Origin of the sequence: Psychrobacillus sp. NPDC058041, assembly GCF_042885655.1 — a bacterium.
GTDB lineage: Bacteria > Bacillota > Bacilli > Bacillales_A > Planococcaceae > Psychrobacillus.
The window spans coordinates 400425-416095 of record NZ_JBHVRO010000003.1 but is presented as its reverse complement, the minus strand read 5'-3'; the positions used below and the strand labels follow the sequence as shown (position 1 = coordinate 416095).

Annotated in this window: 13 protein-coding genes; 3 read left to right on the top strand and 10 right to left on the bottom strand. The window is 31.7% G+C overall.

The window, feature by feature from the left end; genetic code table 11:
- Positions 1–179 precede the first annotated feature (179 nt).
- The 4 genes from ACFVR1_RS07070 to ACFVR1_RS07055 form a co-directional block, all read right to left on the bottom strand.
- Positions 180–587, bottom strand: a complete 408-nt coding sequence (locus ACFVR1_RS07070) for a hypothetical protein (RefSeq protein WP_387582232.1) — start codon at positions 585–587, stop codon at positions 180–182.
- Positions 588–982: 395 nt separating this feature from the next.
- Positions 983–2218 (bottom strand): hypothetical protein, encoded by a 1236-nt coding sequence (locus ACFVR1_RS07065; RefSeq protein ID WP_387582229.1) that lies wholly within the window; start codon positions 2216–2218, stop codon positions 983–985.
- Positions 2219–2951: 733 nt separating this feature from the next.
- Entirely contained in the window at positions 2952–3476 is a 525-nt protein-coding gene (locus tag ACFVR1_RS07060) for a hypothetical protein (protein ID WP_387582226.1), read from the bottom strand.
- 77 nt (positions 3477–3553) lie between these two features.
- On the bottom strand, positions 3554–4102 hold the full coding sequence (locus ACFVR1_RS07055) for a hypothetical protein (protein WP_387582223.1): 549 nt from the start codon (positions 4100–4102) through the stop codon (positions 3554–3556).
- Between the two features lie 467 nt (positions 4103–4569).
- Here ACFVR1_RS07055 and ACFVR1_RS07050 point away from each other — a divergent pair, with 467 nt between their 5' ends.
- From ACFVR1_RS07050 to ACFVR1_RS07040, 3 genes are all read left to right on the top strand, one after another.
- A complete protein-coding gene (locus ACFVR1_RS07050; RefSeq protein WP_387582220.1) occupies positions 4570–5673 on the top strand; it encodes an NUDIX hydrolase in 1104 nt (367 codons plus the stop codon).
- Positions 5674–5971: 298 nt separating this feature from the next.
- A complete protein-coding gene (locus tag ACFVR1_RS07045) occupies positions 5972–6232 on the top strand; it encodes a DUF7662 domain-containing protein (protein WP_387582217.1) in 261 nt (86 codons plus the stop codon).
- Positions 6233–7057: 825 nt separating this feature from the next.
- Positions 7058–8029, top strand: a complete 972-nt coding sequence (locus ACFVR1_RS07040; protein ID WP_387582214.1) for a sensor domain-containing diguanylate cyclase — start codon at positions 7058–7060, stop codon at positions 8027–8029.
- 688 nt (positions 8030–8717) lie between these two features.
- On the opposite strand, the gene ACFVR1_RS07035 is transcribed toward ACFVR1_RS07040, so the two are convergent.
- From ACFVR1_RS07035 to ACFVR1_RS07010, 6 genes are all read right to left on the bottom strand, one after another.
- Positions 8718–9953, bottom strand: coding sequence for an O-antigen ligase family protein (locus ACFVR1_RS07035; RefSeq protein WP_387582211.1), 1236 nt, complete (start codon positions 9951–9953; stop codon positions 8718–8720).
- Between the two features lie 207 nt (positions 9954–10160).
- Positions 10161–11354: a lipopolysaccharide biosynthesis protein gene (locus ACFVR1_RS07030; protein WP_387582208.1), complete on the bottom strand. Its 1194-nt coding sequence runs from the start codon at positions 11352–11354 to the stop codon at positions 10161–10163.
- A 127-nt stretch (positions 11355–11481) separates the two neighbouring features.
- A complete protein-coding gene (locus ACFVR1_RS07025; protein ID WP_387582205.1) occupies positions 11482–12588 on the bottom strand; it encodes a glycosyltransferase family 4 protein in 1107 nt (368 codons plus the stop codon).
- A 738-nt stretch (positions 12589–13326) separates the two neighbouring features.
- Positions 13327–14256, bottom strand: a complete 930-nt coding sequence (locus ACFVR1_RS07020; protein ID WP_387582202.1) for a glycosyltransferase family 2 protein — start codon at positions 14254–14256, stop codon at positions 13327–13329.
- Positions 14257–14284: 28 nt separating this feature from the next.
- Entirely contained in the window at positions 14285–14881 is a 597-nt protein-coding gene (locus ACFVR1_RS07015) for a sugar transferase (protein ID WP_387582199.1), read from the bottom strand.
- Positions 14882–15008: 127 nt separating this feature from the next.
- Positions 15009–15671: UTP--glucose-1-phosphate uridylyltransferase (locus ACFVR1_RS07010; RefSeq protein ID WP_387582196.1), on the bottom strand; the 663-nt coding region annotated here is incomplete at its 5' end.

The following is a 15671-nucleotide window of genomic DNA, read 5'->3' as shown; positions in this document are numbered from 1 at the left end:
TACAAACGTTGCAGCCCATAATGTAATGTATAGATGAGTTCAGTTTTAATGAAATACGATCTATAGGCATTCAATTACGCTCTTAATGCTCTGTTTCATAATAATGTTGTTCACTCAATCTCTCTATTCTATAAATAGAGTCGTATTTTTATAATAACAAAAATTCCAGGGACACGTTTTTAATGTACTATAGTATATGCTCCAAAGACGTCCCCTTGAACGACGATATCGCCATTTTCTGCTGAGTAGAAATCTACGATTGTTGAATCTGGAAGTATTTTTTGTGCCTTTGCTCCAGTTGTTTTGGCAAACGACTGCTTATCCGATTCATCTAATCCTTTCCAAGCATTTTCTTCAAGATAGATATCTACTTGATAGTAAGAACCAGTATGTTCGACTGACACTTCAGTAATTAGACCATTTGAGTTATCAACTAATCCTTGTAGTTTTACGTTTATGTCGTCTACCATTTCTTCTTCTGCGTCTCCATATACGACAGGTAATGCGAATGTTGACCAGTTGATAGCATATATAATACCTCCCACTATAATGATCCCAACGAATATCCCCAAAATCTTACTTTTCACTGCATTTCCTCCAAAAAATAATGAATTTAATTACTCAATACTTAAATTACTCTTTAAAGACCAAAAATTTGTACTATTAAATTCTACTGTATTCTTATTGAATAGGTAACCTTTTTTTGGGGGAGAGAAGTTTTGTTATATCCGCAGATGCATATTTTTAAGTGGGCATTATTTGTCGCTTTTTTTCTGACAAGGTCACGACGTTACCTTACTATCTCTAGCTTTAACCTTTACAGGAAGAGATACTTCTGTCCCTCTCCTCCCAACACAGGGAAGCTTTTTTAGAGCACTAAAAAACAAGGTGCATAAAACACCTTGTTTTTTATTCTATATGACAGTATCTTTATTTGAATTGCAGTTAATTATCAGAATTGTTTCTATCACAGGGACGAGCTTTAGCAGTGACGCATTTTTGCTAGAGCTTGCTCTACTTCTTCTAATACAGTAATATTTCTTACTAACGCTTTTTGAACACTTGTCAATGCTTCATATGCTGCACGTGCCTCTTTTATTTGTGCTTCATGTACAACATTTACATCAACTGCTGCTGGAAGTTCTCCGATTAAAAATATCACAACACTTGCTGCTTGTTCATTTATTGCTTTATCTTTAACTACTTCAAAAGCTTTCTCTGCATTAGTTAGTCTAGTAATATCGACCATTGCTTTTTGAGCGGTTGTTAACTTTTCATATGCTGCTCGTGCCGCGTAGATGGCTACTCCATCACTGACATTTACTTTTGATGATATTGGAAGAGCATTTATCAATATAGTCACCATTCTTGCAGCTGCATTATTTGAAGAGGTTCCATCATCGGCATCTGTGTTCTTTTTATCATTCTCACTAGGAGTTACAAAATTGGGAGGAAAGATGACTAATCCAGCTGCCTTACTAGCACTCTCCATTTCTTTTATTAGCTCCCTAATCATAGGAAAGGAATCTACTGTTGGTAACTTCTCTATTAACGGAATTATAGTTTTTAATGTTTTATTCGCTTCTTTTGTATTACCTAGAGCCGTTAGAGTTTCGGCTTCTTTTACTTTCTTATAAATTGTTACAGGAACATTTAATTGATCTAGTTTCAAGTTGGCTGGTTTTTTATACTGTTCTATTAGTAAATCCCTTGTAACTTTTCCTGTAAAACGGTAAAGAATATCCGTGCGGGTATTAAGTTGTACGGATAATTTTTGATATGCTCTTTCAAGTTCCACCCAATCTTTTTCAGATTCAGCTTGTTTTATCTCGTTCATGATAGGGTTCAGGTATTTATCAACATAATTGAATGCATCAATATAAGGTATGAGTCCTTTTGTTAATTTTTCATTATACAAAGTATCTAACTCTTTTAGTATCGCTTCCTTGTTTGACCTATCTGACTTTATAACCAAACTTCTGGCATTTTGGTAGTGTTCTTTCGCCATTTTCAACACTTGATATAGTTCTCGACTTGAAACAATTCTTCCGTTCTCCGCCGGTTTAACATAGGCATTTGCTGCTTCATTCATGTTAATTTTCGCTCTATCAATCGTTTCTTGTAAGGAATTATTAGCGAAACTTACATTTGAATTAGTTAGTAAGGATGCCACTAACACTACTGCTACAACAGACTTCTTCAACTTTTTCTTTTTCATGACTCACCTCCAAAGTAATTATCATGATTAAAGCTTTTGCCTACTTACCTTACTTTATAACCAAGAATATCCTTTATCAACACAATTAGAACGACAATTCACAACATTAAAATAATAAAAGTCACATTACCGCTTTTCCCATCTTTTTTTAGAATGAATAAAATTGATTGATTGCCAACAATCTATCCATTTTTTTGTCGTAATCTTTAATATTGCATCTAAAAAAGGCATTACCTCGTCTAAATTTTGTCGTTAATTTTTTCTACTAGTCAATTGGTTATCTTAGATATTTAAAACAAAATAGTAATCTATATAAAAAGAAAAGCCTCTCAATCTATTTCTCGATCAAGAGACTTTCCCTGTCTTAGTTAATATAACTTTGTTTCAAATTCTACTATTAGTACAAAATTTGCTCCTAGTCATGAAAAACATGTCTAGGAGCGAATTTGTACTAAGCTTTTTCATTTTTTAATCAGGACAACATTTGAAGTTGTATATGACACCAGGACGCTTTTCATTCAATTCTGGCGGATTTCCTTTTTTTGATCATGTATGCTAGATAGTATATAAAAGTGAATTGTTTCTGACACAGGGACGCGTCCCTCATGAAAAATACCTCCTACATTTTGTACAACCAAGTGTAGGAGGTATTATTTGTTATAATGAATCTAGAATTATAGCCAATTGTCAGAGTCGTGTAGAATTGTTTCTATCACAGGGACCGTTATTATTTTTATTGATTTGCAGTGCTTGCAGTGTACCCTGGATTTTTATACCATCTATTGTTTGCGTCATTAACGTATGCTTGAGCCGCATGATTGGCTGCAGTTTCTAAATTTTTCTTAGCCATATCTACTTCATGGTCAACAGTGTTATTAATGTCTGTTACAGCTTTATTGATAAATTCATTCTTAGCTTCTCCAATTCTCCAGGAAAGGTTATTATATCCTTCTTGAATTTCCCTATTACCTCTTGGAACTGCAGTATTGTTAATAAATTCATAAATTTGTCCATCAGCCTCAGTTAGTTGTCTATTAACTTCACCTGCAATATTACCCTGTTGAGTATTTGAGGTTGCTTGTACTTCCAAGCCTGCCCATCCAGCCATTTTAGTAATTACTGGCTGAGTTACATCTCTCAAAAAGTCACCAAACCACTGATTATTTGCTGCAGCTGCTGCACCTGTACCACCTGCTAATAAACTTACCGATAATGCCCCAACAATTACTTTACCTTTTACGCTGCTAAATAATTTCATGAATAATTCCTCTTTTCGCTTTTGTTTTTTTATAAAAAGAGTACATTGTACTCTGTTCTACCCACTATTCTTCATTGTCAATTCTCATCGACTTCAATTGAATATTCTGTTTCAGTCGTTACTGGTTCTAAAAGGTTATCCTCTTCATTTACTGTTTCATTTTTGTTTTCATTATTGAGTTCACTTTCTTCGTTGCCATCGATATCATTCTTAGGTTTAAGGGCTTCTTCAATTGCAGCTTTACCTTGCTCGATTTCAAGATTTGTTTTATTTGTAATATCTAACTTACTGGCTTCGCTTTCTTTTTCCATAGAAGCCTGCAATTCAGCTACTAATAAATTATAGTAATCTTCTAATTCTCTTTCTGCTCTTGCTTCTTCTTGCTCTTTCCAAAGAATCAGCTCTAAAGAAACATCTTCTCGTGTTTCTTGCACTAATGCAGCTATTTGATCTGCATAATATTCACCTCTCTTTTGGACATGTTCTTCTACATCCAAAAGAATAGGGTTAAGTATAGAAAACATCATATCTTTAATGTAGTCGGTAGGGCTTTTTTCATTTGCTAAAGCTGTACCACCAACTGTCAAACATATTACTATTGCAATTAAGGTAATAACCTCTTTCAAAGGAGTTTTTATATGCCCTCCCCCTTTCACTTTTAACTAATGTTAATTGAAGATTGGGTAACAATTTAATCAGATTCAAAATGGAATCTCTAATGAAAATTTCCTTACTTGCTCTGCTCTTCACCGTTTTTCGAACTACTTTCAGTATAGGTATATGGACATTAACAATCCTCACTCTTTTGGGTGATTTTCAGAAACCGTTTGTCTACTATGGTTTTCTACTTTAGTTTAAAGTCTGTATACTTTCGTACCAGAGCTATTCTAGTTTTCAGGTACCGCATTATCCTATTTGTTAAGATAGATGTCGCCTTTTTAACTTGAAAGTCAAACAATTTAATCGCTCCACTACTTTATACATTCAATTCTAGGAGGTATTATTGTTTATGAGGAATCTGGAATTGCAGTAAATTATTAAAATAGACTGGATTTTTTTCACAAGAAACCGTTTTAAGGAGTGATACATTTCAGTGGATATAAAAGAAATATTTAGTTTAATAATGAGAGAGGTATTTCCTGCTTTTGTAGGGGCAATTGTTGGTCTTTTCATAAGTCTGATATTTGATGATAGTTTAAGAAGCATGAAACGGAATATAAAAAGAAAATATAAACGACTTTTTAGTGAAAAGAATGAGAATAAGTCTGATTTTTTTAGTATTGGCAATGTCCCAACTAGTTTTTTTGTCATTGACGGCGATGGTCAATCTGTGTTTAAGCCAAGCAATATTGAGTGTAGAGTAACTACTGATTCGATACAATTGCCACCTGAACTTGAAGTACTAAAACAAGAGTTTGCAGCAAAAGAACGAGAAAAGGAATTAAATGGTCTAGATTTCAAATGGAATGGACCCTTATTTGGATTAGAACGATATAGAAATAGCAGAAAAAACGGAAAGGAAGAAATGTCTGTATTATTTAACTTCTTTAATACAGATTATTATACCTTCCTTGCAACTAACATGCAGTTAAATAGAAAACTGAACAATACAGGGAAAACAATTGATGAAACATATATTCCAAGAAATCAATTGGAAAAATTACAGCCGATTCTAGCTAACGGATTTGGAGTGGTCCTAGTGATTATTACATCCGATGAAAATATTATATTGACTACGCGAACAGTTAATAGCGGTCCTCGAAAAAGTCAATTGGATATAAGTGTTGTTGAAGGGGTCCACCCTGTATTAGACCGTCACTCTGAAAATGATGGACCAGATTTATACAACACTGCTATTCGAGGAGCTTACGAAGAATTAGGAGTTAGTATTGATCGGAGCACCATAAATTTCCTTGGCTATGGAATTGATTTAGATTTTTATCAATGGAATATAATTGGCTATGCTCAAGTTGCTGAAACTGCTAAAGAAATTCGAGAGATTAGAAGTAGAGGCACCTCAGGTAAATGGGAAAACACTTTACTTACTTTCAAAAACTTCACAACAAAAGATCTTGCTGAAACAATTACTACTGAAGCTATCTGGTCTACGGCAAAAGTTGCACTTTATTGGACGGGGGTCAGGGAACTAGGTAAAAAGAAAATAGATCGCTCTTTGTCTAAAGTAATGAAAATGTAAGAGTCCGATAGTCACATATGCAAGCATAGACTATTGAAAATGTAAGTTTTCATGGCGTCATTCATTGCAAAAAATGTAATAACTTGATGTATCCTTCTTAATTCTTAGCTGTTTTATGTATAGTTAGTTAAAGAATCACCAGATTTTATCCATTCTCTTTGACTATTTTCATGTAATTGATTAACTGTAGTCTATTTACAAAATAGAGCAGAATTGTTTTGTATCTATTTAACATTGTAGGGACACATTTTTGAACATAAAAATAAATAAATAAATAAATAAATAGGAGGTAATAATCATGGCAAGGGGAGATCAATATTTAGCTTTAAAATTTTTTTTGATTAATAATGGACAAGATGAAATTACTCTGGATTTTAAGGATATAGAAGAAATTATTCAACATAAATTACCTATTTCTGCATCTAAACACGCTGAATCATGGTGGTCAAATAATTATGACCATTCTCAAGCTATCTCATGGATGGACGCAAATTATTATACAGATTATGTTACAGAGTCATATAAAAAAGAAATAATTGTATTTAAAAAGAACATTTAGATGATTAGAATAGAAGAATAGTAGCTGAAGAAATCATTTCGGCTGCCTTCTCCTTTTCTAGAACATGAATAGTCAATTAAAACCTTCATGTGCATCCTACTGCGGGATTTAATTACAGGGACATGTCAGTAAAAACAAATACCTCCTACACTTTATTCATTCAAGTGTAGAAGGTATTTTTGGTTATACTAAATCTAGAATTGTAGTCTATCAGAATTCTTTCAAACATAGGAACGCTGTTTAAGCGTTTTTTTGTATTTTTTCATGTCAAGGACAGACTTTGATGTTGAGCCAAATTATAAAATTGCTTTTATTCCTTTTCTTTTAACCTTTGTCTTTCATCACAAAATTTTCGATACACCGCATCTGACTTGCCTTCCAATCTTTCTTCTTGAAAAACATTTTCATAAATTTTAATCATATAAGAAAACCAAAAGACGTCAACTACTGCAGTGTCGACAAAAAACAAGATGCACTAAACATCTTGTTTTTTTGTGTCATATTTCCTACATAATTGCTCCTTTTTTTGGAATTGCATAAAATTATCAGAATAGTATGGAATTGTTTTTTACATATCTCTTTTAGGGACGTACTTCAACGCGTTCAGTTCTATTCGTTATGTGATGTTTTTTACATGCGTTTCTTTTATACTAAATTACCTATTAACAAATTGGTAAAATAGACTTATAATAAGGTAAAATATAACGACAAAAAGGATAGAAATAAACTGAAAGGAATTTCAGAAATATTATTTATTCCTAAAATCAATTATGTTCAATAAAATAACCTCTTTATAAAAACTTAGAAAAGAAAGGGATTTTTCTAGTGTTGAAAATTGTTATATTGCTGATGTTAGTACTTATAATAGTATGTTATAAATTAAACTCAATGCGTGTTGAGTTACAACAAGTAAAACATTTAAATCCGATGTTACAAACAGTGGATAATTCAAAAGATATCCTTTATTTCTGTGAAGTAAAACCAAAGTTAAAGTATCGATATTTAAGCCCTGTAGTAGAAAATTTTTTAGGTATTAATTCATTAGAAGAACATCTTAAAAATCCAGATTATTTCTATGAGATAATCCATCCTGATGATTATGGTATCGCTGCGGAAAAACTATCTGGTAAGATTGATTATAGTAAACCTATCGTAGTTAGATTGAGAAATAACGAAGGTAAATACATATGGTTTGAAGAATACGCTGCACCTATTTACGAAAATGGTGAACTCGTTGCTATACAAGGAGTTTTTAGAAATATTGATGATAGGATTTTACTGCAACAACAACTGGAATATAAGGTTACTCACGATGCATTAACAGATGTTTATAATCGTGAACACTTTGAAAGTCAGCTTCAGAAATACAATGAGAAAGTAGATGTTTCAATAGCCATTATCATATGCGATCTAGACGAATTAAAAATGATAAATGATCATTATGGACATAAGGTTGGAGACAATCTAATAAAGGAATCTGCAAAATTATTAATGCAATGTGCAAGTGAAGAGGTTGAGGTTGCAAGAATTGGGGGAGATGAATTCGCAATTACACTGATTAATTCAGACCCCCTACAAGTAGAAACGTTTTTGGTCGAAGTGCAAAATAGAATAGATTATTTCAACGAAACAACTGATTCATTTAATATAAAAATATCTAAAGGATATGCTTATCATTTTTCATCAATTGGTAAAATGGAGCAATTGTTTGTAGAAGCCGATAGCAAAATGTATAAGGAAAAAAATAAAAAGGTGACTAGTAGATTAAAACAATTGGAACAGACGCTGATCTACTAAACAAGGATCAGCATCTATTTCATTTTTTCAATATTTGCTCATAAGCCATTTTAATCATTTCTTTCACCATACTATTGCCAATCTTTATACCTATTTTTCCTGCCTATTCAGAAGTAAGTTTGCCATTATATCCACTAATCAATTGGATACCTAGTTCACCTGGTTTTTGTATTTTACATTATCAAGGTTAATCGAATCTACAACATAGTCTTGCTATTTCATAACTCGAGCTTTTAGCATTTCTAATTCTTCTCAAGCAGAGGTTCTTATAGGGACGCATCACTCATATTATTTGCCGTTTACACTTGAAAACGAACAATTCAAACTTATACTTGAATTAACATTTGAGTACATTAAAAAGACCACTTGATGTTGTTGCATCAGTGGTCAAATATAATATCTGATTCCCTCAAGGAAATTGGCTATTAATAGGTCGTAACCCATCAGAGCCCTCAACTCAAGGATTGGATTATTTTTTACGGTTAAATGACAGAATAATACTACTAATGTTACAAAAGCTACTAACAACATTAATGCTTCGAACACTGACACTGGCATCACCCTTTTTCTGTTTCCAAAGTGATATTGTGGCGAATAGCAGCCGTTTTGATCCACCGACTAGAAATACTTTCCTTTTTTACTCATCTATATCAACATACACTAATGAGTATTAAGACGCAGTATGTCCCTACTGCATGGCAATTTTAGAACTGGCTTTCTTGACCTCAGATTTCAAATAAGGTGACATTGCAAGGAATCCTCCAAAAGCAAATAAAGCTCTGTTTGCATTAATATCACCACTTACCAGTGCATTTATAAAGAAAAATAGAAATCCTGATATCAAGGCGATTTGTAAGCTATCCAAGTATCGATTTGCTCTTTTATATTGAATAACAGAGTGATACAAAACAAATGTCAAAAATACCATTAACCACAGCACCCCAATTAATCCTAATTCAGATATAAACTCTAAAAATATATTGTGAGCATAGACGCCCTCTGTCCCTATATAAAACTGTCCAAACTTTCCAATACCCCCGCCAAAGATTATATTTTCTTTAAACATCTCAATAGCTGATTGTATTCGATCAACCCTTCCGAGAGTAGAAGCACCGCCACCATTATCTTCAAATAATACTTTGAAACGATAAACAATTGTCTGAAAGTATCCTTTAGAAAACAAGAATGGAATGACTATTATAAAAACCGCAGCAAGAGTTAAACCTGCTATAGAATTTTTCTTAATCAATACATCACTCTTCTTAATTACAAAAGAATTTATTAATGCATAGATACCAATAGCCCCTATTGCAATCAAAGGAATCCTACTACCTGTAGAAATAAGAGTAACTGAAACAATGATAAGAAAAGGAAGTACGAACAATTTCACTTTCTTTTTTGCAGTTAGGTAGAAATAAGCAAGAGCTATGAATCCAATTCCAGTTGTCCTTGCTAACCCTTGATAGTTTCCGTTATTAAATCCAACAAATAGTCCAGTTCTATTAATAATCATTGGAAAAGCAAACAAAGATAGTACTATAGAAAGGATTGATACAGAAAGTAACACCTTTTGAATCGACTCTTTATTTTTTATTATAATAAACGGCAATAAAAAAGTTGGCATAGTGAGAAATACAAATTTGATAACTTTCTCGATTGATGAATCTGTTAAACCTGTAATCATTGTGCTAGTCAACATTAAAAATAATAATGAAATCACCAACGCCCCAGGAATAATTAATGATTTCTTTATTACTGGTCTCTTGATAATGCCCCATACTACCTTTAAAAGGACTAGTCCCAGAAATATAGCCGCAAGGTCGAAAGGAGCGTTTAAACTTTCTTTAAAAGCTCCAGAAAATAAGAACATAATATACAAAAATTCTACAGAAAACACAACTTTCACTCTAAAAATTACAACCACCCCATCTTCTTCCAAAATTATAGAAGATAAGCTCGAAAATTCCAAGACTTTAAATAATTCTATGCAAAGGATAATACTCCGAGCGGATTTTTTTATTTGTTGACAGCAATTATATATCCAGTTGCACCCCCCCAGAGGGCTGCCTCACAATAGTAATTTCTTTATCTTTTATTTTATCTAATAATATTTTTTTCATATTAACCTTCCTCATTTTTTTAATACTAATAGAAAAATGTACACTTGAAATAAAAATTTATATAAGGCTGATAAAAGCACAGCAATTGTAAATCCTCTTAAACCAAACGAACCAGTTAAATAATAAGCTAAACTGATATAAAAAATTAAATTAGATGAACTCATATAAATTTGCCACTTCAATTTGTTATAACGCAAGTTAAAAGGACCAAAAATTGAAGATAAGATTGATAAAATTGCAGTAGCCGAAGTAAAATAGATAATATTTAAAGATTCCTCTGCCAAAATTGGATAAAATATTTGTAAAAAAACCGGGCTAATTAAAATAGTTGTACAATATCCAATTAGCCCTATAATACTTACTAATAAAATTCCTTTTAAAAACACTTTTTGATTAATTCTATCAATCTTTGCAATATAACTTAATATTACACTATTAATTGGATTGATAAACATTGAAATGATTTTCCCTAATATACTAGCTGCATAATAAATAGAAACATATTTAGGACCTAAAAGTGGCAATAAAATTATTTTATCTGCATAATTCGATAAATTACTTAGCAGTCCAGAGCCATATAAAATGATAAATTCTTTAAACGTTCTATTAAAGATTCTCGTTTTATTATATGGTTCATTTAACAAATTAGTAGTAAATATTAAATACACAAGGCTAGATACCAAACCCGTTAGATAAATAAATTCCCATAATCCTGTTACATAGAAAAGACAGGTCCCTATAAAGTATCCTATACTCAATAAAATATTATTATGTAAAATTGACTGAAAATTAAGATTAATTCGGTAACTAACTACCAAATATTCCTTTATGATTGTAATAATTACTATTAATACTAATAATATTATGTTTAAAAATTGAATGCCTTCTAAACTTATAGAAACTAGTAATAAACATAGTGAACTAATAAAAGAAGAACCTAATAATAATAGATTAAAATCGCCAGTGATTTCTTGTTTAATATATTCCCCATTACGTAACAATCGAATATTATTTAATGAGTTTCCAACAGGAAAACCTATTACTGTTATAATACTAATCACGGTTATCAAAATACCAAAATTATCCGAACCAACCATCTTTGCTGTTATAGGCAAAGAAAATAATTGTAGAACTAGTAAAGGTAAAGCACTTGACATTATATTTAAAATTGAATCCAGCAAAAATTTCTGTTTATTCATAATCAACAAACTTTCCTCTTATATTAAGATATACTATTTTGGAAACTTTACCTCTAACTAGTTTTTGCTTGTAATCTAAACTATTTTTTTCAATTAACAGGATTGCTATCATTATCCAAAAAAATTTCTTCAATTATCTATTCTTAATAGCATTATATAAATTTATATATTCTTTAGAAATATCCTCCCAATCAAATACCTTAGAATTTAAAACACATGCCTTTGATATTCTGCCATAATCTCCAACTATAGCTAAAATTCGTTCAGCAATATCTATTTCATCCAAACTATTTACAGAATAACCTACCTTGCCATCTATAAACTGTTTATCAAACCCTTGCATTTTTGAATAAATTACAGGTACTCCTTGACTCATTGCTTCAGCGTATACCAAGCCAAATGTTTCTTTAATTGAAGGCATTACAAAAATATCTGCACTTCGAAAATATTCTTTTAAATTTTCTTTGCTTTGTTGTCCCACAAATTTAATAAATTTGTACTTTCTGAGTTTCTTATAAACATTTTTGTCCTCTATTTTACCAATAATAGTATACTCAATGTTATAACCTTCATTAATTAATTTTTGAGAGGCTTTAGCTACTGTTAGTTGATTCTTATTTATATTTATTGCTCCCACTGTAAGTAAATTAGTTTTTTCCTTAATTAACACTCTTTCTTTGAGGTAAGTATTCGTTAACCAAAAATTATCAATTCCATTTGGTAAAACAATTGATTTTTTCATAATAATATCACGATACTTTTTTGGTATGTATTTATTAATCAACAGATCACGATATGTAGGACTTAAAAATATTATTTTTTCAGAGTTGAGCATTACTTCTATACCTAATCTTCTAAGGTGAAACATTCTCTTAAAGAAGAAATTTACATCAGTATTACGAACTGCAACTAAATAAGGTATTGCATACTTCTTCTTAATTTTCATACAAGCATAGCCGCTCGAAAAAATAAAATGGGCATGTAGTGCATCAGGCTTGATTTTCTTCACATTTTTTTTTAGATTATTAAATATTTTTCTCTGCTTTAAAAAATAGAAATACCTATCTTTTTGTTTATAACATTTAACTTGATAAACATTTTTTTCTTTCGGTTTATCTTTTTCGCTGTGTTTTGAAGGTATAAACATATGGGAATCAATCGACTTTAGTAGCAATTTTTGATGTAAATTTCTATATATAGTTGAATTAAAATAATCATTTGAAAGATGTAATATTCGCATCAGATTTCTCCTTTCATATTCAACAATAATTCATTCTATTCTTTATTCCGAAGGTAGACTATCCCTTTTAATCTCAAATTTATGTAATCAAAATCATTAGTCACTTTTATTCAGTAATCTTTATATTCACTCTCCACATTTTATAAAATGCTGTAATTGCTTGAGCTTTTTTTTCTTCTGCATTATCTATTACATATCCACATTTATACATATTTATTAAATCGTATCAAAAACATAAGTATGTAGATCTCCCGCTAGCAAAATACTCGAATATTTTGTTGAGACTCGCACCGTATTTCTTAGACTATCCTTTCAAGGGGGATTTCTAAACTTAAAATTTACTCTACAATTTAATCCAGATTACTTTTAGAATACGAGAATATATAACTCCAGAATAAGCAGTTGAGAGTGATAAACTACTATCAAACCTTTGTTAAGATTATAACCAATAATCTACTAGCCCTCTCAATCTGGTGGAGAACTGGGTATTGCCTTAGTTGAATGTAGTAGGAACGTCATCGATGTCATCGATGCTAACTTTACTTCTTTATGATTTTTTGTAAAATCGACTTAATTTGTTCTTCAACTATTTGATTTGTAGCAGAAATACTGTTTGTTCAAATAAATAAAAAACATAAAACTTTTTATAAATTTTAATTACCAATGACATACAAATATAATCTAAAAATTTCATTTTTTCCTTCTTAGCAATAACTCTTTCAAATAGATTCATTAGATTCAGTTATTCAATCTTCGATTTTTAGATATATTAACTAAAAACTTTCCAAGTTCCCCCATAAAATCAACTGGTGAAGCAATTACCATTTTTACAGCACTTAAGAGTGCAAGAAAATAATTATTATTACGCTTATATGCAATTACTAGAACTGCATAATGTCTAAAACGAATAAACATCCTTTCCCGTTTAGCAAATATATGAAAATACTTCTTCTTGAAATTATATAAAGTATTCTCCCCGTCAATCTTATTTCTTCCGTGAGAAATTCCACCATTATTGTGTCTGTATGCTATAACATCACAGTCGTCTAGATAGCAGATTTTTAAATCATTTTCTATAGATTTAAGCATTAGATAAAATTCTTGCCCCATCTTAGCATCTTCAAATCCTCCGATTTCTTTGAGCTTAGCTGCTTTATACATAAAAGTTGGAGTACCAGTAAGATGCCTCATAATATGATGCTTTAGTAAAGTTACATTGTCGAATTTTTTCAATCTACTATATTCCCTATAATCAACAATTACTTTATTTTCATTAACCAATTTCAAGTCTGTAAATGACATATCACAATCATTCTCTACCATAAACTCTAATTGTTTTTCTACTTTTCTTGGCAAGTATTCATCATCATCATCTAAAAATGTAATATATTCACCAGAAGCAGCATTTATCCCATTATTTCTAGCCAATGAGCCCCCGATATTTTTCGAGTTCATAATGTAGGTTAAATTGGGATCATCAATGTATTTTTTCATATAATTCATAACGTGTTTTCTGTAATCAGAATCTGGTGGATTATCGTCAACTATAACTACCTCAGTATTCTTATAGGTTTGTTTTTTTATTGAGCTAATAGCTCTTGAAAGATATTTAACTTCACGCTTATATGTCGGAATAATTACACTAACTCTTTTACCTAATATACTCATTTTGAAATTGCCTCCTTACTATTAACAACTACCTCTTAATTCCAGTCCCACCTTCAACAACTCCATCACTCTTCATAACACTAACAACAGTCCCAAAAAAACACCTAGCATCCATCCAAAAACTAATCCTCCTAACATACTCTCCATCTAGACTGGCCTTCACTTCAATAGGAAGCTCATCTCGTCCATTAATCTGAGCCCAACCTGTCAATCCAGGTAGCACATCATTAGCTCTATATTTATCACGTTCTTCAATCAAATCATACTGATTCCACAACGCTGGTCTTGGTCCAATAATACTCATCTGCCCAACAAAGATATTCCAAATCTGTGGAAGCTCATCAAGCGATGTTTTTCTTAAGAACTTACCCAACTTAGTAATATACTGCTCTGGGCTTGCTAATAAATGAGTTGGAGTGTCCTTAGGTGTATCTTTTCTCATCGTTCTGAATTTTAATATATAAAAATGAGTCTTATGAATTCCTATTCTTTTTTGTTTAAAGAGGATAGGACCTTCTGATTCCAATTTAATCGCAAAAATTAAAATAAAGAATACTGGTGATAGAACAATCAGTCCTAATAAAGAAAGAATGATATCTATCAATCTTTTAATTTTCATATACATCTCTGTTTCACCCCATGATTTCTTTAGTTGCTTAGTACTTAATTGGATTTGCAAACCACCTATCAAACCAACTACTAAACTACTAAAAAAAACAAAGCCCATCCAAATGGGCTTTGAACTAATTCCCCTAAACCACCAACCGACTCGTCATCAACCCATCCAAATACTCCAACAACTCATCCCTCAAACTATCATCCTGCAAAGCCATCTCTATAGTAGTCTTAATAAACCCCAACTTCTCACCAACATCATATCGCTTACCTTCAAAATCATAAGCAAACACTCGCTGGATTTGATTTAGCTTCTGAATCGCATCCGTTAACTGGATTTCTCCGCCTGCTCCTATGTTTTGCTCCTCTAAAAATAGAAAGATTTCTGGAGTTAATATATAACGACCCATAATTGCTAAATTAGAAGGTGCAGTACCTTGCGCTGGCTTTTCGACAAAGTTTTCGACTTGATATCTTCTACCATCCCTGCTCTTAGGCTCCAAAATCCCATAACGATGCGTCTCTTCATCTAGAACTGACTGCACGCCAATCACAGATGAAAGCGTTTCCTCGTATTGGTTCATTAGTTGTTTTAAGCAAGGCGTCTCACTTTGCACAATGTCATCCCCTAAAAGCACAGCAAAAGGCTCGTCGCCAATGAACTTTCTCGCACACCATACAGCATGTCCAAGTCCTCTTGGTTCCTTTTGTCGGATGTAGTGAATTTCTACTTTAGAAGATTCTTTTACTTTTTCTAGCAAGTCATACTTCTCTTTTTGCATAAGATTCTCTTCTAATTC